Source organism: Neorhizobium sp. PAMB6716 (assembly GCF_058242805.1).
The window spans coordinates 1511688-1533899 of sequence record NZ_CM177835.1; the positions used below are offsets into that span (position 1 = coordinate 1511688).

The 22212-nt window shown below is 61.1% G+C and carries 23 protein-coding genes, 1 tRNA gene and 1 riboswitch; of the genes, 7 read left to right on the forward strand and 17 right to left on the reverse strand.

The genetic code is table 11. From position 1 onward, the window contains the following. Positions 1-17 precede the first annotated feature (17 nt). The 4 genes from gcvP to AC4CWH_RS07270 all read right to left on the reverse strand — a co-directional run bounded on the left by gcvP (position 18) and on the right by AC4CWH_RS07270 (position 5304). Positions 18-2882, reverse strand: coding sequence for an aminomethyl-transferring glycine dehydrogenase (gcvP, locus tag AC4CWH_RS07255; protein WP_491321003.1), 2865 nt, complete (start codon positions 2880-2882; stop codon positions 18-20). After that, the gene (gene gcvH, locus AC4CWH_RS07260; RefSeq protein ID WP_491321004.1) at positions 2882-3244 is read right to left on the reverse strand and encodes a glycine cleavage system protein GcvH; all 363 of its coding nucleotides are present in this window, start codon (positions 3242-3244) and stop codon (positions 2882-2884) included. The genes gcvP and gcvH overlap by 1 nt, the downstream gene beginning before the upstream one ends. Positions 3245-3479: 235 nt before the next feature. Next, positions 3480-4616, reverse strand: a complete 1137-nt coding sequence (gene gcvT / locus AC4CWH_RS07265; RefSeq protein ID WP_491321005.1) for a glycine cleavage system aminomethyltransferase GcvT — start codon at positions 4614-4616, stop codon at positions 3480-3482. Positions 4617-4771: 155 nt separating this feature from the next. Next, positions 4772-4859, reverse strand: a riboswitch (glycine riboswitch). Between the two features lie 169 nt (positions 4860-5028). Beyond that, positions 5029-5304 carry a hypothetical protein gene (locus tag AC4CWH_RS07270; RefSeq protein ID WP_491321006.1) on the reverse strand — a complete coding sequence of 92 codons (276 nt, stop codon included), beginning with the start codon at positions 5302-5304 and terminating at the stop codon, positions 5029-5031. Between the two features lie 103 nt (positions 5305-5407). On the opposite strand from AC4CWH_RS07270, the gene crcB reads away from it, so the two are divergent. The 6 genes from crcB (at position 5408) to AC4CWH_RS07300 (ending at position 9453) form a co-directional block, all read left to right on the forward strand. Then, positions 5408-5785, forward strand: coding sequence for a fluoride efflux transporter CrcB (crcB, locus tag AC4CWH_RS07275; protein WP_491285332.1), 378 nt, complete (start codon positions 5408-5410; stop codon positions 5783-5785). A 119-nt stretch (positions 5786-5904) separates the two neighbouring features. Next, positions 5905-6894, forward strand: coding sequence for an RluA family pseudouridine synthase (locus tag AC4CWH_RS07280; protein ID WP_491321007.1), 990 nt, complete (start codon positions 5905-5907; stop codon positions 6892-6894). Between the two features lie 2 nt (positions 6895-6896). Beyond that, the gene (locus AC4CWH_RS07285) at positions 6897-7550 is read left to right on the forward strand and encodes an HAD-IA family hydrolase (protein ID WP_491321008.1); all 654 of its coding nucleotides are present in this window, start codon (positions 6897-6899) and stop codon (positions 7548-7550) included. Between the two features lie 18 nt (positions 7551-7568). Next, on the forward strand, positions 7569-8366 hold the full coding sequence (locus tag AC4CWH_RS07290) for an ATP12 family chaperone protein (RefSeq protein WP_491321009.1): 798 nt from the start codon (positions 7569-7571) through the stop codon (positions 8364-8366). A 119-nt stretch (positions 8367-8485) separates the two neighbouring features. Then, positions 8486-8911: a hypothetical protein gene (locus AC4CWH_RS07295; protein WP_491321010.1), complete on the forward strand. Its 426-nt coding sequence runs from the start codon at positions 8486-8488 to the stop codon at positions 8909-8911. Positions 8912-9066: 155 nt separating this feature from the next. After that, positions 9067-9453, forward strand: coding sequence for a DoxX family protein (locus AC4CWH_RS07300; protein ID WP_491321011.1), 387 nt, complete (start codon positions 9067-9069; stop codon positions 9451-9453). 62 nt (positions 9454-9515) lie between these two features. On the opposite strand, the gene sugE is transcribed toward AC4CWH_RS07300, so the two are convergent. From sugE to lipB, 8 genes are all read right to left on the reverse strand, one after another. Further along, a complete protein-coding gene (sugE, locus tag AC4CWH_RS07305; RefSeq protein WP_491321012.1) occupies positions 9516-9830 on the reverse strand; it encodes a quaternary ammonium compound efflux SMR transporter SugE in 315 nt (104 codons plus the stop codon). Positions 9831-9969: 139 nt separating this feature from the next. Then, positions 9970-10803, reverse strand: a complete 834-nt coding sequence (fghA, locus tag AC4CWH_RS07310) for an S-formylglutathione hydrolase (RefSeq protein ID WP_491321013.1) — start codon at positions 10801-10803, stop codon at positions 9970-9972. Positions 10804-10826: 23 nt separating this feature from the next. Further along, complete coding sequence (locus AC4CWH_RS07315; RefSeq protein ID WP_491281480.1) at positions 10827-11489, reverse strand: DUF1345 domain-containing protein; 663 nt, start codon at positions 11487-11489, stop codon at positions 10827-10829. Next, positions 11486-11956 carry a YaiI/YqxD family protein gene (locus tag AC4CWH_RS07320; RefSeq protein WP_491321014.1) on the reverse strand — a complete coding sequence of 157 codons (471 nt, stop codon included), beginning with the start codon at positions 11954-11956 and terminating at the stop codon, positions 11486-11488. Before AC4CWH_RS07320 ends, AC4CWH_RS07315 begins: the two co-directional genes overlap by 4 nt. A 46-nt stretch (positions 11957-12002) precedes the next feature. Next, the gene (locus AC4CWH_RS07325) at positions 12003-13271 is read right to left on the reverse strand and encodes a class I SAM-dependent methyltransferase (RefSeq protein WP_491321015.1); all 1269 of its coding nucleotides are present in this window, start codon (positions 13269-13271) and stop codon (positions 12003-12005) included. Between the two features lie 127 nt (positions 13272-13398). Beyond that, positions 13399-14526, reverse strand: coding sequence for an S-(hydroxymethyl)glutathione dehydrogenase/class III alcohol dehydrogenase (locus tag AC4CWH_RS07330; RefSeq protein ID WP_491321016.1), 1128 nt, complete (start codon positions 14524-14526; stop codon positions 13399-13401). An 88-nt stretch (positions 14527-14614) separates the two neighbouring features. After that, complete coding sequence (locus AC4CWH_RS07335; protein ID WP_491321017.1) at positions 14615-15556, reverse strand: DMT family transporter; 942 nt, start codon at positions 15554-15556, stop codon at positions 14615-14617. A gap of 85 nt (positions 15557-15641) precedes the next feature. Then, positions 15642-16379 (reverse strand): lipoyl(octanoyl) transferase LipB, encoded by a 738-nt coding sequence (gene lipB, locus AC4CWH_RS07340; protein ID WP_491321018.1) that lies wholly within the window; start codon positions 16377-16379, stop codon positions 15642-15644. Positions 16380-16568: 189 nt separating this feature from the next. Here lipB and AC4CWH_RS07345 point away from each other — a divergent pair. Next, positions 16569-16653, forward strand: a tRNA-Leu gene (locus AC4CWH_RS07345). A 216-nt stretch (positions 16654-16869) separates the two neighbouring features. Here AC4CWH_RS07345 and AC4CWH_RS07350 read toward each other — a convergent pair. The 5 genes from AC4CWH_RS07350 to AC4CWH_RS07370 form a co-directional block, all read right to left on the reverse strand. Further along, on the reverse strand, positions 16870-17883 hold the full coding sequence (locus AC4CWH_RS07350) for an acyltransferase family protein (RefSeq protein ID WP_491321019.1): 1014 nt from the start codon (positions 17881-17883) through the stop codon (positions 16870-16872). A 390-nt stretch (positions 17884-18273) separates the two neighbouring features. Continuing rightward, a complete protein-coding gene (locus tag AC4CWH_RS07355) occupies positions 18274-18534 on the reverse strand; it encodes a hypothetical protein (RefSeq protein WP_491321020.1) in 261 nt (86 codons plus the stop codon). 101 nt (positions 18535-18635) lie between these two features. Beyond that, a complete protein-coding gene (locus AC4CWH_RS07360) occupies positions 18636-20600 on the reverse strand; it encodes a 3-hydroxyacyl-CoA dehydrogenase NAD-binding domain-containing protein (RefSeq protein WP_491321021.1) in 1965 nt (654 codons plus the stop codon). 10 nt (positions 20601-20610) lie between these two features. Beyond that, complete coding sequence (locus tag AC4CWH_RS07365) at positions 20611-21006, reverse strand: RidA family protein (protein ID WP_491281490.1); 396 nt, start codon at positions 21004-21006, stop codon at positions 20611-20613. 16 nt (positions 21007-21022) lie between these two features. Continuing rightward, on the reverse strand, positions 21023-22210 hold the full coding sequence (locus AC4CWH_RS07370) for an acyl-CoA dehydrogenase family protein (RefSeq protein ID WP_491321022.1): 1188 nt from the start codon (positions 22208-22210) through the stop codon (positions 21023-21025). Positions 22211-22212 lie beyond the last annotated feature (2 nt).

Sequence of the window (22212 nt, forward strand, 5' to 3'; positions counted from 1 at the left end):
ATCGGGAGACTTGCCGGTTATTCAGCTGCTTCCGCATAATCTTCCATCGGCGGGCAGGTGCAGACCAGATTGCGGTCGCCATAGACATTGTCGATGCGGTTGACCGGCGACCAGTATTTGTCGACGCGGAACGAACCGGGCGGGAAACAGGCCTGTTCGCGCGAATAGGGACGGTCCCACTCGCCAACCAGATCCTCCACCGTGTGCGGCGCGTTCTTCAGCGGGTTGTTGTTGCGGTCCATCCTGCCTTCTTCGATGGCGCGGGCTTCCTCACGGATGGCGAGCATTGCATCGCAGAAGCGGTCGATCTCGGCCTTGGTTTCCGATTCCGTCGGCTCGATCATCAGCGTGCCCGCAACGGGCCAGCTCATGGTCGGGGCGTGGAAACCGCAATCCACAAGGCGCTTTGCCACGTCATCGACGGTGACGCCGGCGGACGCAGCAAGCGGGCGGGTATCGATAATGCATTCATGCGCGACGCGGCCGGCCGCAGACTTGTAGAGCACGTCATAGGCGCCGGCGAGACGAGCGGCGATATAGTTGGCGTTGAGGATCGCAACCTTGGTTGCCTGCGTCAGGCCTTCGCCACCCATCATCAGGCAATAGGACCAGGAGATCGGCAGGATCGACGGTGAACCGAAAGGTGCCGCCGACACAGCCCCATCGCGACCATCCGTTGCCACATGGCCGGGCAGGTGGGCGGCGAGATGCGCCTTGACGCCGATCGGGCCCATGCCGGGACCACCACCGCCATGGGGAATGCAGAAGGTCTTGTGCAGGTTGAGGTGGGAAACGTCGGAGCCGATGTCGCCGGGGCGGGAGAGGCCGACCATGGCGTTCATGTTGGCGCCATCGAGATAAACCTGACCGCCATGCTGGTGGGTGATGGCGCAGATCTCGCTGACGGTTTCCTCGAACACGCCATGCGTCGAGGGGTAGGTCACCATGCAGGCGGCAAGGTTTGCCGAATAGAGTTCCGCCTTGGCGCGGAAATCGTCGAGATCGACGTCACCGTTTTCCTTGGCCTTGACCGGCACCACCTTCATGCCGACCATCTGGGCGGATGCCGGATTGGTGCCGTGTGCTGACGTCGGGATGAGGCAGACGTCGCGGTGGGCATTACCTTGCGCAATATGATAGTTGCGGATCGTCAGGAGCCCTGCATATTCGCCCTGCGCGCCGGAATTCGGCTGCATGGAAATCGCGTCATAACCGGTGATCTGGCAAAGCTTTGCCGAGAGATCCTCAATCATTTCCTTATAGCCGAGCGCCTGATCGGCGGGGCAGAAGGGATGCATGTCGGCAAATTCCGGCCAGGTGATCGGCAGCATTTCCGCGGTGGCATTCAGCTTCATGGTGCAGGAACCGAGCGGGATCATCGCCCGGTCGAGCGCCAGATCCCGGTCCGAGAGCCGACGGATATAACGGGTCATCTCGCTTTCGGCGCGGTTCATGTGGAAGATCGGGTGCGTCATGTAGGGCGAGGTGCGCAGCAGATCCGTTGGCAGACGGTAATCGGCTTCAAAATCGGATACTTCGAAATTGCCGCCGAACGCGCGCCAGACAGCTTCCAGCGTCACCGGACGCGTGCGCTCATCGAGCGACATGCCGATCTTCGTGGTTCCGATCTTGCGCAGGTTGACGCCTTCGGCAACGGCGGCGCGCAGGATGAGGCCCTGCATATGGCCGACTTCGACCGTGATCGTGTCGAAGAAGTTTTCCTGCTCCACGGCATACCCAAGCTTTTCCAGGCCCTTGGCCATCAGCACGGCCTTCTTGTGAACCTGCTGGGCAATCGCCTTCAGGCCTTCGGGACCGTGGAAGACGCCGTACATGGAGGCCATGACGGCAAGCAGAACCTGCGCGGTGCAGATGTTCGACGTCGCCTTTTCGCGGCGGATATGCTGTTCGCGCGTCTGCAGCGACAGGCGATAGGCGCGGTTGCCGCGCGCATCCACGGATACGCCAACGAGACGGCCGGGCATGGAGCGCTTGTGGGCATCCTTCACCGCCATGAAAGCCGCATGCGGGCCGCCGTAACCCATCGGCACGCCAAAGCGCTGCGAGGAACCGATGGCGATATCGGCGCCCATTTCGCCGGGCGACTTCAGAAGCGTCAGCGCCAGAAGGTCTGCGGCAACGGCTGCCACCGCACCGGTCTGGTGCAGGCGGGCGATGAGGCCGGAAAAATCATGCGCATGACCTTGGCTACCCGGATACTGGAAGATCGCGCCAAAGACGTCGACCGGGTCGAGATCGGTAAACGGATTGCCGATGATGACGGTCCAGCCGAGCGGGGCCGCGCGCGTTTCGATGAGGGCGATGGTTTGCGGATGGCAGCTCGCATCAACGAAGAAGGCGGTCGCCTTGGATTTCGCCTGACGCTGGCAGAGCGCCATGGCTTCGGCGGCAGCCGTTGCTTCATCGAGAAGCGAGGCGTTTGCGACATCAAGGCCCGTTAGGTCACAGATCATCGTCTGGAAGTTCAGGAGCGCCTCGAGACGGCCTTGCGAAATCTCCGGCTGGTAGGGCGTGTAGGCCGTGTACCAGGCGGGGTTTTCCAGAATGTTGCGCTGAATGACCGGCGGCGTGATGGTGCCGTAATAACCTTGGCCGATCAGAGACGTGAGCGGCTGGTTCTTGTTGGCGGTCTCGCGCAGCCGGTCGAGCGCTTCGCGTTCGGTGAGAGCTGCGCCCCAGGCAAGCGGCTCGCGCTGGCGGATGGTGGAGGGCACGGTCGCATCGATCAGCGCATCAAGGCTCGGATAACCAACGACCTTCAGCATGTCCTTCATTTCGGACGGCGAGGGGCCGATATGCCGGCGATTGGCAAAATCGTAGGGCTGGTAATCGGTGAAATGGAAATCGCGTGTGTCTGACATCAGCCGACAAGCTCCTTATAGGCAGCCTCGTCCATGAGGTCATCGGCGTCAGCGACGTTGGCAAGCTTCAGCTTGAAGAACCAGCCCTTGCCCTGAGGATCGGAATTGACCAGCGACGGATCCGACGTGATGGCCTCGTTGATCTCGACGATCTCACCCGACAGCGGACAATAGACGTCAGACGCTGCCTTGACGCTTTCGACGGTGGCAGCTTCGCCGTTCTTCTCGAACGTGGCGCCAACCTCGGGCAGTTCAACGAACACGAGATCGCCGAGCTGGTCGGCGGCGTGGCTCGTGATGCCGACGGTCGCGACATCGCCGTCGAGCTTCAGCCATTCGTGTTCAGCGGTGAATTTCAGCATGGTTTTGGTCCTCTCTGGAAGGGATTTTGGACATTGGTTGACGAGGGATGCAAGCTTGCCCCCTCTGGCCTGCCGGCCATCTCCCCCACAGGTGGGGAGATGCGATGGGCGCGCCCGGTCTCCCAGCCCTCGACGCCGATGAAAGGCGCGAGGCTGCCGCTTGCTGGTCTCCCCTTGTGGGGGAGATGGCCGGCAGGCCAGAGGGGACTTGGGATGGCAAGGCCAGCATTTAAAACTACCGCTTGTAGGTTGGCGTGATGAAGGGCAGGGCGGAAACCGTGACGGGCAGGTACTTGCCGCGCACTTCGGCAAAGATCTGCGTACCGGGTGCGGCCTGCGCGGCTGGCACATAACCCATGGCAACCGGACCCTCGACTGAAGGCCCGAACGTACCTGATGTCACTTCGCCGATATCCCGCGTTCCCTCGGCATCGGAAAACAGCCGTGCATGGGCGCGCACCGGCGCCTTGCCCTCAGGCTTCAGGCCGACGCGGCGGCGAAGGGTTCCATTGGCGAGTTCACGCAAAATTCGCTCGGCACCCGGAAAACCGCCTTCGCGTTCGCCACCGGTGCGGCGTGCCTTCTGGATCGCCCATTCGAGCGAGGCTTCGATAGGGCTCGTGGTGGTGTCGATGTCGTTGCCATAGAGGCAGAGCCCGGCTTCGAGGCGCAGCGAATCGCGGGCGCCAAGGCCGATGGCCTCGCAATCTGGATGTGCGAGGAGCGCGCGTGCCAGTTCCTCGGCCTTGTCAGAGGGCACCGAGATTTCAAAGCCGTCTTCGCCGGAATAACCCGAGCGGGAAACGATGCAGGCGGCACCAGACAGCGTCACGTCACGCACGTCCATGAATTTCATTGCCGTCACATCGGCATTGAGCGAGGCAAGAACGGCTTCGGCGGCGGGTCCCTGCAGGGCAATCAGCGCCCGGTCTTCCAGCGGTGTGACCGAACAGCCATCCAGATGCGCCTGCATATGGGCGATATCAGCGCCCTTGCAGGCGGCATTAACGACAACGAACAGATGATCGCCTCGGTTGGCAAGCATCAGGTCGTCCAGGATGCCGCCGGCCTCGTCCGTGAAAAAACCATAACGCTGGCGGCCGGGTTTCAGGCCGAGGATATCGACCGGCACCAGCTTTTCGAGCGCAAGCGCTGCATCCTCAAACGTGCCGGATGCGGCTTTCACGATGACCTGGCCCATGTGGGAAACATCGAACAGGCCGGCCTTGGCGCGGGTGTGGAGGTGCTCCTTCATCACGCCAGCGGGATATTGCACCGGCATGTCATAGCCGGCAAACGGCACCATGCGGGCGCCGAGCGAGAGATGAAGGGCGTGAAGTGGGGTGGAAAGGAGAGGGCCGGTATCGGTCAAGAAAACCTCCAGGTCTGTGCAAAAAGTTTTCGCACGGGTGCTCAGTGTGTGGCGTGTTTCCCGCCGTTCATGAGCCCCCTCTGTCCTTCGCGCCTGAGATTGTTATCCCTTCGGCGAGCCTTTTCGCGTCTAAAAGGCTTCTCTCCAGAGTCCTGTTCGTCCCGCTGGTCCTTTTGCCTGAGAGTTTCCGGGGCGGTTGCTCCTTCGGCGCCGCATCGAAGCGGTTTCTCCCAGCGGGATGCGCTCATTATGAGGCAGCCCCCCCTGTTGGCAAGAGGCAAATGTCGTTGCAGGCATGAAATCTGTCGCGCTGCGAAAAGAACGATTTCATGGAATTGAAATCCGCAGATCGGCCGGCCGGCGTGAAGCGGCGAGCCTGCGGCGCGCCACACCCCCCGCCTTCAGGAAATCGTCAGATTTCCTCGTAGGCGTCGCGGGCCTGTTTCAGGCTTGTGTGCTGCCTCTGCTGCTGGCTGGTGGTGACATCGAAGGCCAGAGGCACGGCAGGAATGATGCCCGAGATATCGGCGGGATCGGTGCCGTCGACCCGGCGTTGTTCCTTTTCGGTCACGACGCGCTGGTCTTTCACCTGATCGGCGGTTGCCACGCGCCGCGCAGGCCGTGCCGCATCCATTGCGTAGGATGCCGTAATCGCCGATACTGATACCACCTGAGTCATTTCACCCATGATCTCCTTAAACAGGAAACGATAGGCAGATTGCTTTTGTTCCGCTTTAACCAATTCCTTCAAGTTTTAACGATCGTTGATTTTTTCGGGAACTGACGCTTTGCTGATCCAGATTTTGATTGTCGCAGTCGGTGGAGCGGTTGGCTCCGTCTTCCGCTTTCTGACCGGTGTTATCGTGACCCGCCTGGCCGGGCCGGCCTTTCCGTGGGGCACACTCACCGTCAATGTCGTGGGCTCCTTCGCCATCGGGTTCCTGACCGAACTTGTGGCCCGCAAGCTGAATGCTTCGATGGAAATGCGCTTGCTGATCGTTGTCGGTTTCCTCGGCGGCTTCACAACCTTTTCCTCCTTCTCGCTCGATACGATGGCCCTCATCGAGCGGGGTGCGACGGCTGCCGCTCTTTCCTATGTGCTGGCAAGTGTCGTCATCTCCTTGCTGGCCACCTTTGGCGGGCTTGCATTTGGTCGGGCTGTCCTTTGATCCACTCCTTGGCGGGCTTCGCCGGCCTTTCCTGCCATTTCTCTTTCCCTTCCGGGCTGAAATCATCTAAAGGCTCAGATCAAAGGGCCATGAGCCCATTCCAGAATGAAAGATTTGAGATGGCAGGCATCGAGCATATCAGCGTCGAAGCGGATGAAGCTGGCATGCGCCTCGACCGTTGGTTCAAGGTGCATTACCCCGGGCTGGGCTTTGGCCCGCTCCAGAAACTGTTGCGGTCGGGACAGGTGCGCGTCGATGGCGGCCGGGTGAAATCGGATGCCCGCGTGCAGCCGGGCCAGATCGTGCGCGTGCCGCCAATGGATGTGGACGCCAAGAAAACCGGCCCTATCGCCGGCAAGGACCTGAAACATTCCAGCGATTTCGAACTGTTGTCGCGCATGATCATTCATGAGGATGACAAGGTCATCGTTTTGAACAAGCCGGCCGGCCTTGCCGTGCAGGGCGGTTCCGGCGTTGCGCGCCATATCGATCAGATGCTGGAAGCCTTCACCAGCCCCAAGGGCGAAAAGCCGCGCCTCGTCCACCGGCTGGACCGCGACACGTCAGGCGTGCTCGTCATCGCCCGCACGCGTGGCGCTGCCCAGAAGCTGACGGCAGCGTTTCGCGAGCGTGACACCAAGAAGACCTATTGGGCGCTGGTCAAGGGCGTGCCGCGCAAGCACGAGGACAAGATCTCCACCTGGCTCGTCAAGGAACAGACGCCGGATGGTGACCGGATGCGCATCGCACGCCATGGCGAAGACGGCGCCGATCACGCGGTGTCCTACTACAGGGTGGTGGATACGGCCGCCCAGAACCTCGCCTGGCTGGAAATGGAGCCATATACGGGCCGCACACACCAGTTGCGCGTCCATGCGCTGCATATCGGCCATCCGATCATCGGCGATCCGAAATATTTCGACGACGACCATAACTGGGACTTTCCAGGCGGCGTGCAGAAGCGGCTGCACCTGCATGCCCGCCATATCGACATTCCCCACCCGACGGGCGGACGTCTGCGCGTCACCGCGCCTTTGTCTGCGCATATGGTGCAGACCTGGAACCTGCTGGGGCTCAATCAGTCCGATGGCATCGGGCATGAGGACTGAACATGAAGCTTGTTCTTTTTGATTGCGACGGCACGCTGGTCGATAGCGCCCGCCTCATTCACGAAGTGATGTGCCGGACGTTTGCGCATTTCGGTTATGCGCAGCCGCAGCTTGCCGAGACCAAGGCCATCATCGGCCTCACTCTCGACATTGCCATTGCCCGCATTCAGGGCAAGCCGCATGCGGACGACGAAGCTGTCGCGATGATGGCCTATTACAAGTCGATCTTTCAGCAAACGCGGGCCGAGGCGGGCTTTGAGGAGCCGCTGTTTCCCGGCATCCGCGCGTTGATAGACGAGATCGGCCCGCGCGAGGACCTGCTGATCGGGGCCGTCACCGGCAAATCGCGCCGGGGGCTCGATCTCATCCTCGACACCCATGATTTCCGAAAGTGGTTCCGCATCGGCCGCACCGCCGATGATTGCCCCTCCAAGCCGCATCCGGCCATGGTCACGGAGTGCTGCGACGCGTTCGGGATCGCGCCAGCCGACACCCTTGTCATCGGCGACGCCATTTACGATATGCAGATGGCAAAGGCTGCCGGCGCAAAGGCGGTTGGCGTGTCCTGGGGTTATGCCTCCGTCGACCTTTTGAATGCGGTTGGCGCCGATGCCATCGTCCACCATCCAAGCGAGCTTTTGAGCCATATCGGCTGAGGAATGTTTTAAACGACCATGCGCGACCTGTTCGACTTATCCGAGGGCCACGAGGGCCTCAGCCACCCCGATCCGACGCGCCGCGCGCAGATCCAGATGCATCGCCCGCTGCCGAAGCGCTTTTATGAAAAGGCGACGGTCGGCGAGAGCGAGGGGGGCCATTCGATCCTGCTCGACGGGCGCCCGGTAAAGACACCGGCCAAGAACATGCTGGCCCTCCCGACAAGAGCGCTTGCCGACATCATCTGCGCCGAATGGTCGGTGCAGATCGAGGTGATCGACCCCGTGAGCATGCCGGTAACGCGGCTTGCTAATACCGCCATCGATGGCATAGCGCCGGATCGCCAGCCGGTGTTTGAAGACATCCTGAAGTTTTCGACCAGCGACATGTTGTGCTACCGCGCCGAGACCCCAACCGAACTGGTGGAGCGGCAGGCGAGGGACTGGGACCCCGTGCTGGAATGGGCATCTGAGGCACTTGGCGCCCGCTTCATTCTGATCGAAGGCGTGATGCCGGCCGAACAGCCGGCGGAAGCGGTGGCGGCACTGGCCGCAGCACTTCGCCGCCACGATACGGCGCTGGAACTGGCAGCGCTTCACACCATCACCACGCTCACCGGGTCAGCGCTGCTTGCGCTTGCATTCGCACATGGCGTGGTCACCGTGGAAGACGCCTGGCGGCTTGCGCATCTGGAAGAAGACTGGACAAACGAGCACTGGGGAGCGGATGCGGATGCAGAACTGCGCCGCGCCAAGCGTTACCGCGAAATGCAGGCGGCTGCGTCCACATTCGGAGCATTGCAGCCGGCGGTTTAACCGCTTGCTAACCCTGTTGACCGATGATCGGGAAAAGTTTCTCCCGGTGATCCATGCGCGCGATTTTATTCCGTCTGACTGTCTTGGGCTTAGCCTGGCTGATGCTCGGCGGCTTTCGCATGGCGGCCGTAGAAGAGCAGGGGCAACAGAACCTGCTCTATGACGTAAGGGGCGCTTTCGTCAGTGCCCGTGCCGATATTTCGCGCCGGCTGGTTGCCGATATCGACCGTCTCGTGGACGATTCGATCCGTGCCACGTTCCGCCAGACGTCCATGCCGCGCGCCGTGTTGACGATCCGCATCATCGATGCCGGGCGTTTGCCGCTGTTTGTCGGCGCGCGCTACCGGGCAAAGGTGACAGTGGAGGCAACCGCGGTCGGCAATGGCGAAAGAATCGCGACCGGCACATTTGCCGTATCCGTCTTTGCCTTTGACGAGGATGCAGGCGACACACTTCTGGCGGCGCGCATCGCAAACCGGATTGCCCGCGAATTCAGCCTTGAGGACAACGCACCCTCCACGCTTGCCACAGCACTTTTCCCCTGAAGGCCAGGAATGAACCCGCACCTTGCTTGCGACTTTCTGAATTTCAATGCCGGATCAATAGGATGTGATGAAACGGGAACTCAGTTGATTTCGAATTGCTGCAGTGCAGCGGTAAGGCTGCGCTGTTCTTAATTCTTATTGGAGTGGGGTTTTCCATGTCTGACCGTCTTAACACCTACCAGCCGCAGGCGCTTGCCGTACTGCGCATCATGACCGGCCTGCTTTACACGGCGCATGGCACGATGAAGCTTTTCGCCTTTCCCGCTGCCCAGATGGAAGGGCCGTTGCCGCCGCTGATGCTGGTGGCCGGCATTCTGGAACTGGTGGGCGGCGCCCTGTTTGCCATCGGCTTCCTAACGCGCCCAGTTGCCTTCATCCTGTCGGGCATGATGGCCGTTGCCTATTTCATGGCGCATTTCCCGAAGAGCTTCTTCCCGAGCCTCAACGGTGGCGATGCCGCCGTGCTCTACTGCTTCGTGTTCCTGTATTTCGTCTTCTCAGGCGCCGGTGCATGGTCGGTGGACAATCGCCAGAAGGCCTGATCAGCTTTCGCATGCCACACAAGAGCCCCCTGTCGCTGAAAGCTGCAGGGGGCTTTTTCAGTTTAGCTGGTGAGTTTCAACCCGACGATGCCGGCGATGATCAAGCCGATACACGATAGCCGCGCCATTGTTGCGGGATCGCCAAAGATGACGATGCCAAGCGCAACCGCCCCCACCGTTCCGATCCCCGTCCAGATCGCATAGGCGGTGCCGACCGGCAGGTCGCGGATGGCAAGGCCGAGAAGGCCGATGCTGACCGCCATACAGGTGATGGTGAGGAGAGAGGGGACGAGCCGGCTGAAACCGTCTGTATATTTGAGCCCGATGGCCCAGCCGCATTCCAGAAGACCAGCCAGCAGAAGATAGATCCAGGGCATGATGACGCTCCTTTTGTCAAAAGAGCGAGGTCGTCCCCGCAAGATCAGATGGAGCCGATTTTGGCCCGGGCGGTCGTCCGCCCCAGCCTTAATCTGGGGCATCCGCCCTCCGGTTCAAGGCATCCATGTTGTATACGGCTTACGAAAGCCGCTCGGCGTGCCAGCGCAGATGATCATCCATGAAGGTGGAGATGAAATAATAGGAGTGGTCGTAGCGCTCGTGCAGGCGCAGCGTCAGGCCGATATCGGTGTCCTTCACCGCCTCTTCAAACAGCCAGGGTCGCAGGCCGTTGTCGAGAAAGCTGTCGGCCTTGCCCTGGTCGATGAGGAATTCGGGAAACCGTGCGCCGTCTTCCACCAGCGCGCAGGCATCATAGGCCCGCCACAAAGCACGATCGCTGCCGAGATATTTTTCAAACGCCGGTGCCGACCAGTCGGCCGTCGAGGGCGCGACGATCGGTGCAAAGGCCGAGCAGCTCTTGAAACGCTTGGGGTTCTTGAGCGCAATCGTCATGGCGCCATGGCCGCCCATGGAATGGCCGAAAATGCCCTGCCGGTCCATGTCGGCGCGAAAGTTTTCGGCAATCAGCGCCGGCAGTTCTTCCGTCACATAGGAATACATGCGGTAGTGATCGCTCCAAGGCTTTTGGGTCGCATCCAGATAAAAGCCGGCCCCCTTGCCCATCTGCCAGTTGGTCAGCTCATCGGCCACGTCATCGCCGCGCGGGCTCGTATCCGGGCAGACGATGATCAGGCCCAGTTCGGCGGCCATGCGGCGATATTCGCCCTTGTCCATGACATTCTGGTGCGTGCAGGTGAGCCCGGAAAGATACCACAGCACCGGGCGTTTTTCGGCGATGGCCTGTGGCGGCACAAAGACGGCAAACGTCATCTCGCTGTTGCAGGCTTCCGACTGGTGCTGGAACACACCCTGCATGCCGCCAAACGCGGTATTCTGGGACAGGACCTTCATGGACAAAAATCTCCGTTGATCAGTTAACCGGCGAGCGACACGACCGCGTTGACGGCGGCGGCAACAAGCACGGTGTTGAAAAAGAACGACAGGACGGCATGGCCGAGATTGATACGTCGCATCGCCGTTGTGGTGATGACGACGTCGGATGTTTGCGCCGTCATGCCGATCACCAGCGAGAAATACAGGAAATCATGGCCGCAGGGTTCCGGCGTCTGCGGGAATTCCAACCCGCATTGGGTGCCGAGCGTGCCATCCTCCTTCGAAACGCGCCGCCAGTAGTGATGGGCGTAATGCATGGCAAACATGGTGTGGATGGTCAGCCAGCCGGCAATCACCGAGAGGAAGGCGATGGCGACCTCGAAAACGCTCGGATTGGCGCTGCGGTTCAGCGCATTAAACAGGGTGGCAATCACAGTGATGACGGCCAGAAGCGTGACTATCAGGATGACATAGGCCGGTGCATTGTCGCGTTCGGCGCTGGTCTTCAGGCGGCCGACCGTCAGGCGCGGAATGCGCCGCGCCATCATGCCGAGATAGACGAGAAAAAAGACAATTGCCGAAATTTCGACGGCAAGATGCCGGGCAAGGATCCAGAAAACCGGCAGGGTCAGGACGCCAGCAATGCTTGCCGCATAAAACGGGCTGTGCCTGCGGTGCCGCCAGTGAGGCAAACCATCTGTCATGCGGGGTCATCCGTCGCTTGGGCTGTTATCGCCTTGGCCCGCCGGCAGAGACGGTCGAGCGTCGACAGGAAGGCCGAGCGATCGCGCGGCGAAAAGGCGGCATTATAGCCCTTGCTTTCGCCGGTTTCACGCAGGTGCGCGCCAAGATCGCGCATGGCGCTGGCCATGCCGATGTTGCGCTCGTCGAATTCGCGTCCCGTTGGTCCGGTCACCTGGGCGCCGGCCGCCACGCAGCGCACGGCAAGAGGCACATCTGCCGTCACCACGATATCGCCGCGTCCCGCCCGTTCGGCAATCCAGTCGTCTGCGGCATCAAACGCGCCGGAGACGATGATGTTCTTCACCATCGGATCGCGCGAGGGGCGAAGGCCGGAATTGGCAACCAGCGTGACTTCCAGCCCGTGGCGCTCGGCCACTTTCAGGATTTCGGGCTTTACCGGGCAGGCATCGGCATCCACATAGATCAATTGGCGGCGCTCCGTGTCAGCATTGGGGCAGGTGGCTTGCTGGCGTTTACCAGTTGAGGTTCCGGATGTCGCCGTTGAAACAGCAGCCCTCGGGCTCGGAAATGAAATCGAGGCGGGTCGGAAGATGCTCTCGAAGGCTCTCCAGCGGCGGGAGGCCTTCATCCTCGGCAATGGCAGGAATTGAGGACTTGCGCAGCACGAGACAGATCTCGTCGCCTTCGGTCAGGACTGCCGCCTCCCGACAATCAAAGCCTGCGAGAACAAGATGCTGCAGAAGCAGGCCGGCGCTCCACAGGCTGAGATCACCGTTCACCATCGGATAACGCAGAGCCGGCACCGCAAGCGCGAGCACGCCCCCCTCCGGCAGCAAGGCGTGCAGACGGCGCAGAAAACGCTGTGGATCGCGCGCGCGCTGCAGCACATGGCTTGCCAGAATGCAGTCGAAGGGGCCAGCAAGGCTTTCGTCATCGATAGGCTCGTGACGGATCTCGATACCGGCGCCATGTTCTACGCGTTCTGCAGCCGAGACCAAAACGGTCACGGCCTTGCCGGCCTCGGCCAGAAGACTTGTCCGTTTCTGCCAGCCGGGGCCAACATCGAGCACGGTGTCAAAGGTTTCCGAGACCAGCAGGCGCGCCAGCGCCGGCCCGCCGGGAATGGCGGTAAAATGCGGGGTGACGCCGATCGGCGGCACGGTGGGCTCCGGTGCCTGGTCGCGCAGGTGGAGCTTTGCCTTCAGCATGCGATTTTCCACCTGCAACCGCTGCAGAACCTGCTGCGTCATCTGCTTCAGCCGGTCGATCTGAGACTGCTGGGCGCTGACCAGCGGATCCACAGGAAGCGGTTCCGGGGCGGGGCGGGGTTCCGGCGGCTTTGGCATCATCGCCTGGCGCACGCGGTCGCTCAAGGGAAAGGACACGACCGGCGGCGTGGACGAGGGGCTGCCGATGGCGGGATCCGGCAACACGTCACTGCCCGTTGTCGATCCGTAATCGGGGCCGGCCACCGGTCGCGGCGGCGCGCTGGCATGCATTTTGCCGGAAAACATGAAGGAGAAATCGCAATCGCTGTCGGTGCCCCCGGCGTCCCGGATGGCGATTGCCGCATGCAGGCCATCGACAGACACCACGGCGGCGCGCCAGCCTTTTGCGCTTTCACCCCCAGACAGCTGCGTCATGCCGCCTTCGACGTCGTTGAGCGGCGGCTGGAAGACAAGCAGATAACGTCCGGCCCCCTTGCGGGCAACCTGGAAGCCCTGGCCGGCGAGCACGCTGCCATCCGCCTTGACCGAGCCTGAAACGATACGATCTGCCATTCTGTCTCCCGTTGTGCCGCGCTTGTCGTCCGGCAAAGGTCTATTTCGTGCGATCCTTGCCCGAACCCTAAGCAAAAGGACGCCCGAGGGCGTCCTTCGCGATAACGGGCCGTGGCGCGATCTGGTTTCAGTATAACACGACAGAACGGATGCTTTCACCCGAATGCATCAGCTCAAATCCTTTGTTGATGTCTTCGAGCGGCATGGTGTGGGTGATCATTGGATCGATGATGATCTTGCCGTCCATGTACCAGTCGACGATCTTCGGCACATCCGTGCGGCCACGGGCGCCACCGAAGGCAGTGCCCATCCAGCTGCGGCCAGTGACCAGCTGGAAAGGGCGGGTGGAAATTTCCTGGCCGGCACCGGCAACGCCGATGACCACAGACTTGCCCCAGCCGCGATGCGAGGCTTCCAGCGCCTGGCGCATGACCTTGGTATTGCCGGTGCAATCGAACGTGTAATCGGCGCCACCGATATGGTCGCCAGCGCGCTTCGTCAGGTTGACGAGGTAAGGCACGATATCGCCCTCGACTTCCTTCGGATTGACGAAATGCGTCATGCCGAAGCGTTCGCCCCATTCCTTTTTGTCGTTGTTCAAATCTACGCCGATGATCATGTCGGCGCCGGCAAGCCGCAGGCCCTGGATGACGTTGAGGCCGATGCCGCCGAGACCGAAGACGATGGCGGTCGCACCGATTTCAACTTTCGCCGTGTTGATGACAGCGCCGATGCCGGTCGTCACGCCGCAGCCGATGTAGCAGATCTTGTCGAAGGGCGCGTCCGGATTGACCTTGGCCAGCGCAATTTCCGGCAGCACCGTGTAATTGGCAAAGGTCGAACAGCCCATGTAGTGATGGATCTTGTCCTTGCCGATGGAAAAGCGCGAGGTGCCGTCCGGCATCAGGCCCTGGCCTTGCGTCGAGCGGATGGCGGTGCAGAGGTTCGTCTTGCGGCTGAGGCAGGAATAACATTCGCGGCATTCCGGTGTGTAGAGCGGAATGACATGATCGCCCTTCTTCACCGAGGTAACGCCCGGCCCGACATCAACGACGATGCCGGCGCCCTCATGGCCGAGAATGGCGGGAAACAGGCCTTCCGGATCAGCACCGGACAGGGTGAAATCATCGGTATGGCAAATGCCTGTGGCCTTCACCTCGATCAGAACTTCACCGGCTCTGGGGCCTTCCAGCTGAACCGTCATGACTTCGAGCGGCTTTCCGGCCTGTACGGCAACGGCTGCGCGGACATCCATGATCTTGTCTCCCTGACTTTACGTGATTCTTGAAAACTTTGTGGCATGCGGGGGCAGGCGGCTCAAGCGCAAAGCGGCGAAAGTGCGGTCACGCCGGCGTCACCATCCGCCGGCTCTGCACGCGCTCGCGCCAGATGATGAACAGGCCGGACGCCACGATGACGGCGATGCCGAGCCACTTCGACGGTGTCGGGAAATCGGCAAACAGCAGATAACCGAGCACCGTTGCCGAGATGATCTCGAAATACTGGAATGGCGCGAGAAGCGAAACAGAGGCCATGCGAAAGGCGCGCACGACGAGCAGATGCACATAACCGGAGAGCGAACCGAGGATGATGAGAAGAACAAGGCCGAGCCCGGAGGCCGGCAGTGACATCTCGAAATCCGCAATACCGGCGGAATTGCCGGCAACAAGCACAATGCCCATGAACAGCGTTCCGCCGACGCCCGACATCATCTGCATGGTCAGCGGCGAATCGCCTTCGCCGAGCGCACGGTTGAGGAACAGGTAGAGCGTGAACAGAAAGGCACAGGCGACCGGCAGAAGCGAGGTCCAGCCAAAGATCTCGAAGCTCGGCTGTATCACGATCATGGCGCCGCCGAAGCCGACCAGAATGGCAAGCCAGCGCCGCCAGCCGACCTTTTCACCCAGGAACAGCGCCGACATCATCGTCAGCATGAAGGGTTCGACGAAATAGATGGCAAACACATCCGCCAGCGGCATGTATTTGACCGCGGTGAAGAACATCAGGCTGGCCGCCGCATGCAGTGCGCCGCGCAGCATGTTCATCCACGGCCGCTGAACCTTTGAAAAGCTGCCCACCGTCCAGAAAAACAGCGGGGCAAGCACCACGAGCTGCACGAAAAAGCGATAAAAGGTCACCTGGCCCGGCGACATGGTTTCAAACGTTGCCATGTATTTGGCAATCGCATCCATCATCGGCAGGATGATCATGCAGAACGCCATCAGCGCCATGCCCTTTACGGACCTGTCGGAGGAGGCTGGCGTGGTCGAGATGGCGGCGGTCATGGTGGTTTTCCTGTGGCTGTCCGTTCAACCACGGGTGAGGGTGGCAAGGCAAGGTGCGGCCGCGCCACCCGGAGCGATCAAACCGTCAGATCCCCAGGGGTGAAGCGGCTTCATTGGCGGTTTGCCCGAACACGTCCTCGAACGCCTGGCGAAGCCTGACATCGACATCCGTCATCATGACCGGCAGGCCGAGATCCATAAGGCTCGTCACGCCATAGGCGGAGATACCGCAGGGCACGATGCCGGAAAAATGGGAAAGATCCGGATCGACGTTCAGCGACAGTCCGTGAAAGCTCACCCAGCGGCGAAGGCGAATGCCAAGCGCTGCAATCTTGTCTTCGGCCATGCTGCCATCCGGCAAAAGCGGCTTTTCCGGCCGGCGCACCCAGACACCGACGCGATCTTCGCGCCGCTCGCCGCGCACATTCATCAGGGACAGCGTGCGGATGATCACCTCTTCCAGTGCTGCCACATAGGCACGTACATCCTGGCGGCGGCGTTTGAGGTCGAGCATCACATAAGCGACCCGCTGGCCGGGGCCATGATAGGTATATTCCCCGCCCCGCCCGGTGGAAAACACCGGGAACCGGTCGGGCTCGATGAGGTCACCGACATTGGCGCTGGTGCCGGCCGTATAGAGCGGCGGATGTTCCAGAAGCCAGACCAGTTCATCGGCGCGGCCATCGGCAATGGCGCCCACTTCCGCTTCCATGACGGCAAGCGCCTCCTCATAGGGCACGAGGGAATCGGAAATACGCCAGCGAACGGCCGGACAGCCATCCTTTGGCAGCATGGACAGATTGAGATCGGTACGGGTCAGCATGATCGTTACTCGCCAGTCAAAAAAATGCGCTGGCTATCCACAGGGTCAGAAGCCAGCAAATCAGGGCTTTCCCTATATAGGATTTCTTCCGCAAATTTTATCTTTCAAAAAACTGTCACGGCACACTTGCGTCGGCCAAATCCCTTTGCTAGATGCTCCCTCGCCGGCAACAAACCGGCCTACCACGATGCGGTCGTGGCGGAATTGGTAGACGCGCAGCGTTGAGGTCGCTGTGGGGCAACCCGTGGAAGTTCGAGTCTTCTCGACCGCACCAAAAGAACCCGGCGAAAGCCGGGTTTTTTGTTGTTTTACAGGCTGCTAGGCTTTCGATGTGTCCCACGTCAGAACCATGCCCGGGACACTTTTACTCGGCCCATCGTAATTTGCGCCAGTTTCCAGCGCTCCACACGGCGGGTGCAGACCTCGCGGGTCTTTGCTTCTGAGCCACGATTTCGCGCCGGCTGCAGCCAGGTTCCGCCAACCCCTTGTTTCAGGTTTCTCGAACCACGTCCGGCAGCGACGGGCTGTTACACAGATGGGACGTGATCCACTTCTGCAAGCGCCGCTCGATAGCCAGGTACGATGCAGACGCGAGCGCAACGCTGCATGAAATTGCGCCAATCCAGATTACAAAGGTCGGTAGATCGCTCGCTGCCACCACAGCGATGACCGGATAGTGGAACAGGTAGAGTGAGAAAGAGATTTTTCCGATCCATCCGCTGATCGAGTTCCCGAGCAGTTTCTCGGCCAGTGATGACGTTCGAGCAGACCAAACCAGGCAGAATAGGATCCCCATAAACATCGGATCACCCCAGTTATCAAAGAGCATGGGGGCGGGCAGTCCATATAGAGGGCGCATCTGGGGGAGGGTTACGACATACAGTATGGAAGAGATCAGAAAAACGATGTTGGCTAGCATCTTTGACGGCGGGGCAATCAGCAACCGAGCACTAACACCAAAGAAAAAGAACGGCAGGCAACGAACAAGGGTCGGTAGCGCCTCCGCGGAGGTCAAAATAGTGGGTGTGAGAGCCAGGAGCGTCAGCAGACAGACGATGATCTTACGTTTCGAAACCGCCCAGATCAGCAGGAAGACCACATAGAACTGCACTTCCACCGGAATAGTCCAGAGGATGCCATCGCCCCGGATAAAGGTGGCGTGCGAAATGATATTTCCAGAATTGGTGTTGTAGCCGGCGATCTGCTGCCCGGTACAGAGAAACCATGCAAACGATGTCGCGACAGCGAAAGCGTAAAGAGGCACGATCCTTGCAATGCGACGCACCGCGTAGTTGCGCACGGTGGTTACGCTAAAATCCTCATGGGCATGATGATGCGCCATCAGGAAACCTGACAGGGCGAAGAAAAGCATGACGCCAACTTGACCCGCGCCATAACCCAACGGCGCAAGCGATCCGGTGAAGTTCGACAAATGCGACACAACAACCGTACCTGCCGCGATGCCACGCAAACCGTCGAGTGAGGAGATGTGCTGTCGCGACATTTTGCGGTCCTTGTCTCGAAACAGGCATACAGCCTCGCGAAGCCAAAAGCCCAAGCCTCGGCCTTTTCGCATGCTTGGTCATATGCGCTTGGCGCAATTGCGTCCTCACGGGCTTTTGACAGAGCTTGCGAAACTCGTCCATCCGAGCCTCACGCATAAGTCACTTCCACGCGCGGCCATGATCATCCTCACGTCGTCGCGCGGCGGCTATTCGATTCATAATGCGAACTGAAAATCCGCAGCCGATACGTCACAAACTTCAGACCGAGCCGCTTCATCTGCAACTTTTCGACCGTGCCAAAACTACCATCTGATGGAGTTTTGTTTTTTCTCGTCAGATATTTGTGAAAAACACCTCGTCTCAACTCGAAGCGCGCTTTTCAAGCCCATTCAAGGCGTCGAGCGGCGGAAGCGGGTGACGATGCGGACTGTGTGGTCCGGCTGGACTTCGTAGAGTTCCTCGTAACGGTTGAGGAATTCGTCGCGCACCTCGCGGCTGAAGGAACTGCCGACGGGATAGGGCACGATCGGTGAGCGGCCGCCATAGGTGAGGCTGTTGGGAAACGGCTCGATGGCCGTCTGTTCGGTTGCGCAGCCGGCAAGCGCCAAAAGTCCCATAGCCGCAAGACCGGCCAACCCGGTGATTCTCATCCTTAAAACTCCCTTGTTTTCGGGAGTAAGCATTCTTGCGATGAATGGTTCCTGTCGGCAAGGCCGCAAGCTGTATTAAGGGCAGGGTGTGCGCGGATCTTTTAGACGCCTGCGGCAAACATCGGGCCGCCCTTGTGGGCTGGAAAACCGTAGCCGTTGATCATCACCAGATCGATGTCGCTGCCGCGTGCGGCGATCCCTTCGGCAAGCAGGGCCCGGCCCTCGTCCGCCATCGCCTTGAGCAGGCGTGACAGGATATCCTCTCGGGTAAAATCTGTGGGCACGATGTTCTTTGCGGCCCGGCAGGCTTCGATGATGGCGGTGACCTCTGGATCGACAAGGCGTTTTCCCGCCTCATGGCGATACCATCCGCGCCCGGCCTTCTGGCCGAGGCGCCCGGCCTCGCAGAGCCGGTCGGCAATCTCGACATAACGCTCGGCCGGATCACGGCCTGCCGCCTGCCGCTTGCGGCGGTTCCAGGCAATTTCGAGGCCTGCCATATCATAGACGGCAAACAGGCCCATCGGAAAACCATAGTCCTCCAGCACCGCGTCGATCTCGTGCGGAGCCGCGCCGTCCTCGATCAGAAACTCGGCCTCGCGGCGGTAGGCGGAAAAGATGCGGTTGCCGATAAAACCTTCGGTGACGCCGGCAACGACAGCGAGTTTTTTCAGGCGCCGCGCAAAGGCAAGACCAGTTGCCAGCACATCGGGCGCGGTCGCCTTGCACTGCACCACCTCGACAAGCCGCATCACATGCGCCGGAGAGAAAAAATGCAGCCCGAGCACCCGCGCCGGGTGGGCGGTTGCAGCGGCAATCTCATCCGGGTTCAGGTAGCTGGTATTGGTGGCAAGAATGGCGTCCGGGCGCAGCACCTTATCCAGCCGGCGAAAGAGATCGATCTTCACATCCAGATCGTCAAACACCGCCTCGATGACGAGATCGGCGCGAGCAAGGTCCTGATCGTCGGCCGTTACCGTCAGGCGCGCGCCCTGTTCCTTAGCCTCAGCCTCCGTCAGGCGTCCGGCTGCCACCGATCGCTCGATGAGCCCCAGAATGCGCTCACGGCCTTTTGCGGCGGCTTCCTGCGTCTGGTCGAGCCCGATGACGGTATAACCAGCGCCAAGCGCTGCCACGGCAATGCCGCTTCCCATCAGGCCAAGGCCTGCAATTGCGATTGTGTTTAATGTCCGAGGCAGGACGCCTTCCAGTGCCTGCACCTTGCCCGCCTGTCGCTCGGCAAAAAAAACATGGGCAAGCGCCTTGGCCTGATCGCTGTCGCGCAGCGACAGGAAGGCCGCACGCTCGTTGAGAAGGCCTTGTTCAAACGAAAGTTCGCCGCTTTGCCGCACCAGGTCCACGGCCTTTGCCGGGGCGTTCTGGCCACGGGCTCTTTCGAGGATTTTTTTCGCCTGAGCCTCAAACGCATCCGGCTCAATGATGGGTGGGGCAAGCTGACCGGTGCGCCGCAGCGGTTTTGCCGCCCACTGCCGGGCAAGCGCGCAGGCTGCTGCCACCAGATCACCCGGCACCACCTGATCCAGGATGCCGAGCTTGAGCGCCTCGTCTGCCTTGATGCTGCGGCCTGTTGCGATCAGCTGCAGGGCGGCGAGCGCACCGGCAAGGCGCGGCAGGCGCTGCGTGCCGCCGGCACCCGGCACGAGGCCAAGCTTCACCTCCGGCAGAGCAAGGGTCACGGAGGGCAGGGCGATGCGGTGATGGCAGGAAAGCGCCACTTCCAGCCCGCCGCCGAGTGCCGCGCCATTCAAGGCGGCAACCACCGGTTTTTCATGCGCCTCCAGCGCCTCGACCACATCCGGCAGGATCGGCGCGACCGGCGGTTTGCCGAACTCGCGGATATCGGCACCACCGATGAAGATCTTTCCCGCCCCGGTGATGACAAGCCCGGCAATCTCGGCGTGGTTTGATGAAAAGGCAAGTGCTGCCATCAGCCCCTTGCGCACCTCGGCGCCGGTTGCATTGACCGGCGGATTGTCGATCGTGACGACAAGAACGCCCTCCATGACAGAACCGGAGACGGTGGCGGAAAAGGCGATATCCGGCATGAAGACGTCCTTATTCGGGAATGACGGCGATCGCCTGGATCTCGATCTTGGCGCGGTCCTCGATGAGTGCCACCACCTGGACGGCAGCCATGGCGGGGAAGTGCCGGCCGATTACCTCGCGATAGGCCTGACCGATGCCCTTCAGATTGGCGAGATAGTCTGCCTTGTCGATGAAATACCAGGTCATGGTGGTAATGTGTTCGGCACGCCCGCCGGCCTCTGCCAGCACGGCCATGATATTCTGAAGTGTCTGGCGCACCTGGTCCACGAGATCGTCGCTTTCGAACTGGCACTGCCCGTTCCAGCCGATCTGGCCACCGATATAGACCTGGCGGCCGGTGGCTGCGATGCCATTGGCATAGCCGATCGGTTTGGCCCAGCCTTCCGGCTGCAGGATGGTGTGCATGGCATTGGTCTCCAGGTCAGGCGTTCTTCAACAGTTCGCGGGCAATGATGAGTTTCTGCACTTCCGTGGCGCCCTCGTAGATGCGCAGCGCCCGGATTTCGCGGTAGAGTTTTTCCGTAATCTCGCCGACCCTGACACCGCGCCCGCCAAACATCTGCACGGCGCGGTCAATGACCTTCTGGGCGTTTTCGGTGGCAACCATCTTGGCCATCGCCGCTTCCTTGGTGGCGACCATTTTCTGGACGTCGCGACGCCAGGCCGCGCGGTAGGTGAGGAGGGCGCCCGCGTCCATCTCGGCGGCCATCTCGCCAAGGGCTGCCTGCGTCAGCTGCAGGTCTGCGAGCTTCGCCCCGAACATGGTGCGCGCCTTGGCATGGGAGATCGCCTCGAAAAGCGCGCGGCGGCCAAAACCGAGGGCGGCGGCGGCAACCGATGCGCGAAAAATGTCGAGCGTGCGCATGGCGATCTTAAAGCCTTCGCCGGGCGTGCCGAGCAGCCGGTCAGCGGGAATACGGCAGTTCTCGAACCGGATCGTGGCGAGCGGGTGCGGCGCAATCACATCGATTCGCTCGGCAATCGAGAAGCCGGGATCATCGGCATACACGACGAAGGCGGAAATGCCGCGTGTGCCCGGTGCTTCGCCGGTGCGGGCAAAGACGGTATAGACATCGGCAATGCCGCCGTTGGAAATCCAGGTCTTTTCGCCTGACAGCACATAGTGGTCGCCATCGCGGCGGGCGGCACAGGCCATGGCCGCCACGTCCGAGCCGGCTTCCTTTTCCGATAGGGCGAAAGCTGCGATCCATTCGCCGCTCTGGGCTCTGGGAAGCACCGTCTGCTTCAGGCTGGCCGAACCGGACAGGCCGATGGCGCCGGTGCCAAGCCCCTGCATGGCAAAGGCGAAATCGGCAAGTCCATCGTGGAAGGCGAGCGTTTCGCGCGTCAGGCAGACCGCACGGCTGTCGATCGGCTCGCGGCCGCCGGCGCCCGTTGCGGCATCGAGCAGACCCGCTTTGCCAAGCCCGCGCACCAGCGACCGGCACGTGGCATCCGTGTCGGCATGGTCGATGGCGGCAAGCGTGCCGGAAGCGGCAAATGCGTCGAGCTTTTCAACAAGAGCCCGGTGGCTATCGTCAAAAAACGGCCAGTCGAGATGCTCGCGCGAAGGGGGCTCCGCAGACCTGCCGGGGGCGTGATGGGCCATCG

What these genes read in the sequence shown, in the direction of transcription:
- AC4CWH_RS07365 (WP_491281490.1), bottom strand. Translation starts at nt 21,006, where the DNA reads ATGCACACCATCCTGCAGCCGGAAGGCTGGGCCAAACCGATCGGCTAT.
- lipB (WP_491321018.1), bottom strand. Translation starts at nt 16,379, where the DNA reads ATGCTGACCCGTACCGATCTCAATCTGTCCATGCTGCCAAAGGATGGC.
- AC4CWH_RS07335 (WP_491321017.1), bottom strand. Translation starts at nt 15,556, where the DNA reads ATGACCGCCGCCATCTCGACCACGCCAGCCTCCTCCGACAGGTCCGTA.
- AC4CWH_RS07370 (WP_491321022.1), bottom strand. Translation starts at nt 22,210, where the DNA reads ATGGCCCATCACGCCCCCGGCAGGTCTGCGGAGCCCCCTTCGCGCGAG.
- AC4CWH_RS07325 (WP_491321015.1), bottom strand. Translation starts at nt 13,271, where the DNA reads ATGGCAGATCGTATCGTTTCAGGCTCGGTCAAGGCGGATGGCAGCGTG.
- AC4CWH_RS07285 (WP_491321008.1), top strand. Translation starts at nt 6,897, where the DNA reads ATGAAGCTTGTTCTTTTTGATTGCGACGGCACGCTGGTCGATAGCGCC.
- AC4CWH_RS07330 (WP_491321016.1), bottom strand. Translation starts at nt 14,526, where the DNA reads ATGGATGTCCGCGCAGCCGTTGCCGTACAGGCCGGAAAGCCGCTCGAA.
- AC4CWH_RS07270 (WP_491321006.1), bottom strand. Translation starts at nt 5,304, where the DNA reads ATGGGTGAAATGACTCAGGTGGTATCAGTATCGGCGATTACGGCATCC.
- AC4CWH_RS07315 (WP_491281480.1), bottom strand. Translation starts at nt 11,489, where the DNA reads ATGACAGATGGTTTGCCTCACTGGCGGCACCGCAGGCACAGCCCGTTT.
- AC4CWH_RS07295 (WP_491321010.1), top strand. Translation starts at nt 8,486, where the DNA reads ATGGCGGCCGTAGAAGAGCAGGGGCAACAGAACCTGCTCTATGACGTA.
- gcvP (WP_491321003.1), bottom strand. Translation starts at nt 2,882, where the DNA reads ATGTCAGACACACGCGATTTCCATTTCACCGATTACCAGCCCTACGAT.
- AC4CWH_RS07300 (WP_491321011.1), top strand. Translation starts at nt 9,067, where the DNA reads ATGTCTGACCGTCTTAACACCTACCAGCCGCAGGCGCTTGCCGTACTG.
- AC4CWH_RS07350 (WP_491321019.1), bottom strand. Translation starts at nt 17,883, where the DNA reads ATGTCGCGACAGCACATCTCCTCACTCGACGGTTTGCGTGGCATCGCG.
- AC4CWH_RS07290 (WP_491321009.1), top strand. Translation starts at nt 7,569, where the DNA reads ATGCGCGACCTGTTCGACTTATCCGAGGGCCACGAGGGCCTCAGCCAC.
- gcvH (WP_491321004.1), bottom strand. Translation starts at nt 3,244, where the DNA reads ATGCTGAAATTCACCGCTGAACACGAATGGCTGAAGCTCGACGGCGAT.
- AC4CWH_RS07355 (WP_491321020.1), bottom strand. Translation starts at nt 18,534, where the DNA reads ATGAGAATCACCGGGTTGGCCGGTCTTGCGGCTATGGGACTTTTGGCG.
- AC4CWH_RS07280 (WP_491321007.1), top strand. Translation starts at nt 5,905, where the DNA reads ATGGCAGGCATCGAGCATATCAGCGTCGAAGCGGATGAAGCTGGCATG.
- AC4CWH_RS07360 (WP_491321021.1), bottom strand. Translation starts at nt 20,600, where the DNA reads ATGCCGGATATCGCCTTTTCCGCCACCGTCTCCGGTTCTGTCATGGAG.
- sugE (WP_491321012.1), bottom strand. Translation starts at nt 9,830, where the DNA reads ATGCCCTGGATCTATCTTCTGCTGGCTGGTCTTCTGGAATGCGGCTGG.
- fghA (WP_491321013.1), bottom strand. Translation starts at nt 10,803, where the DNA reads ATGAAGGTCCTGTCCCAGAATACCGCGTTTGGCGGCATGCAGGGTGTG.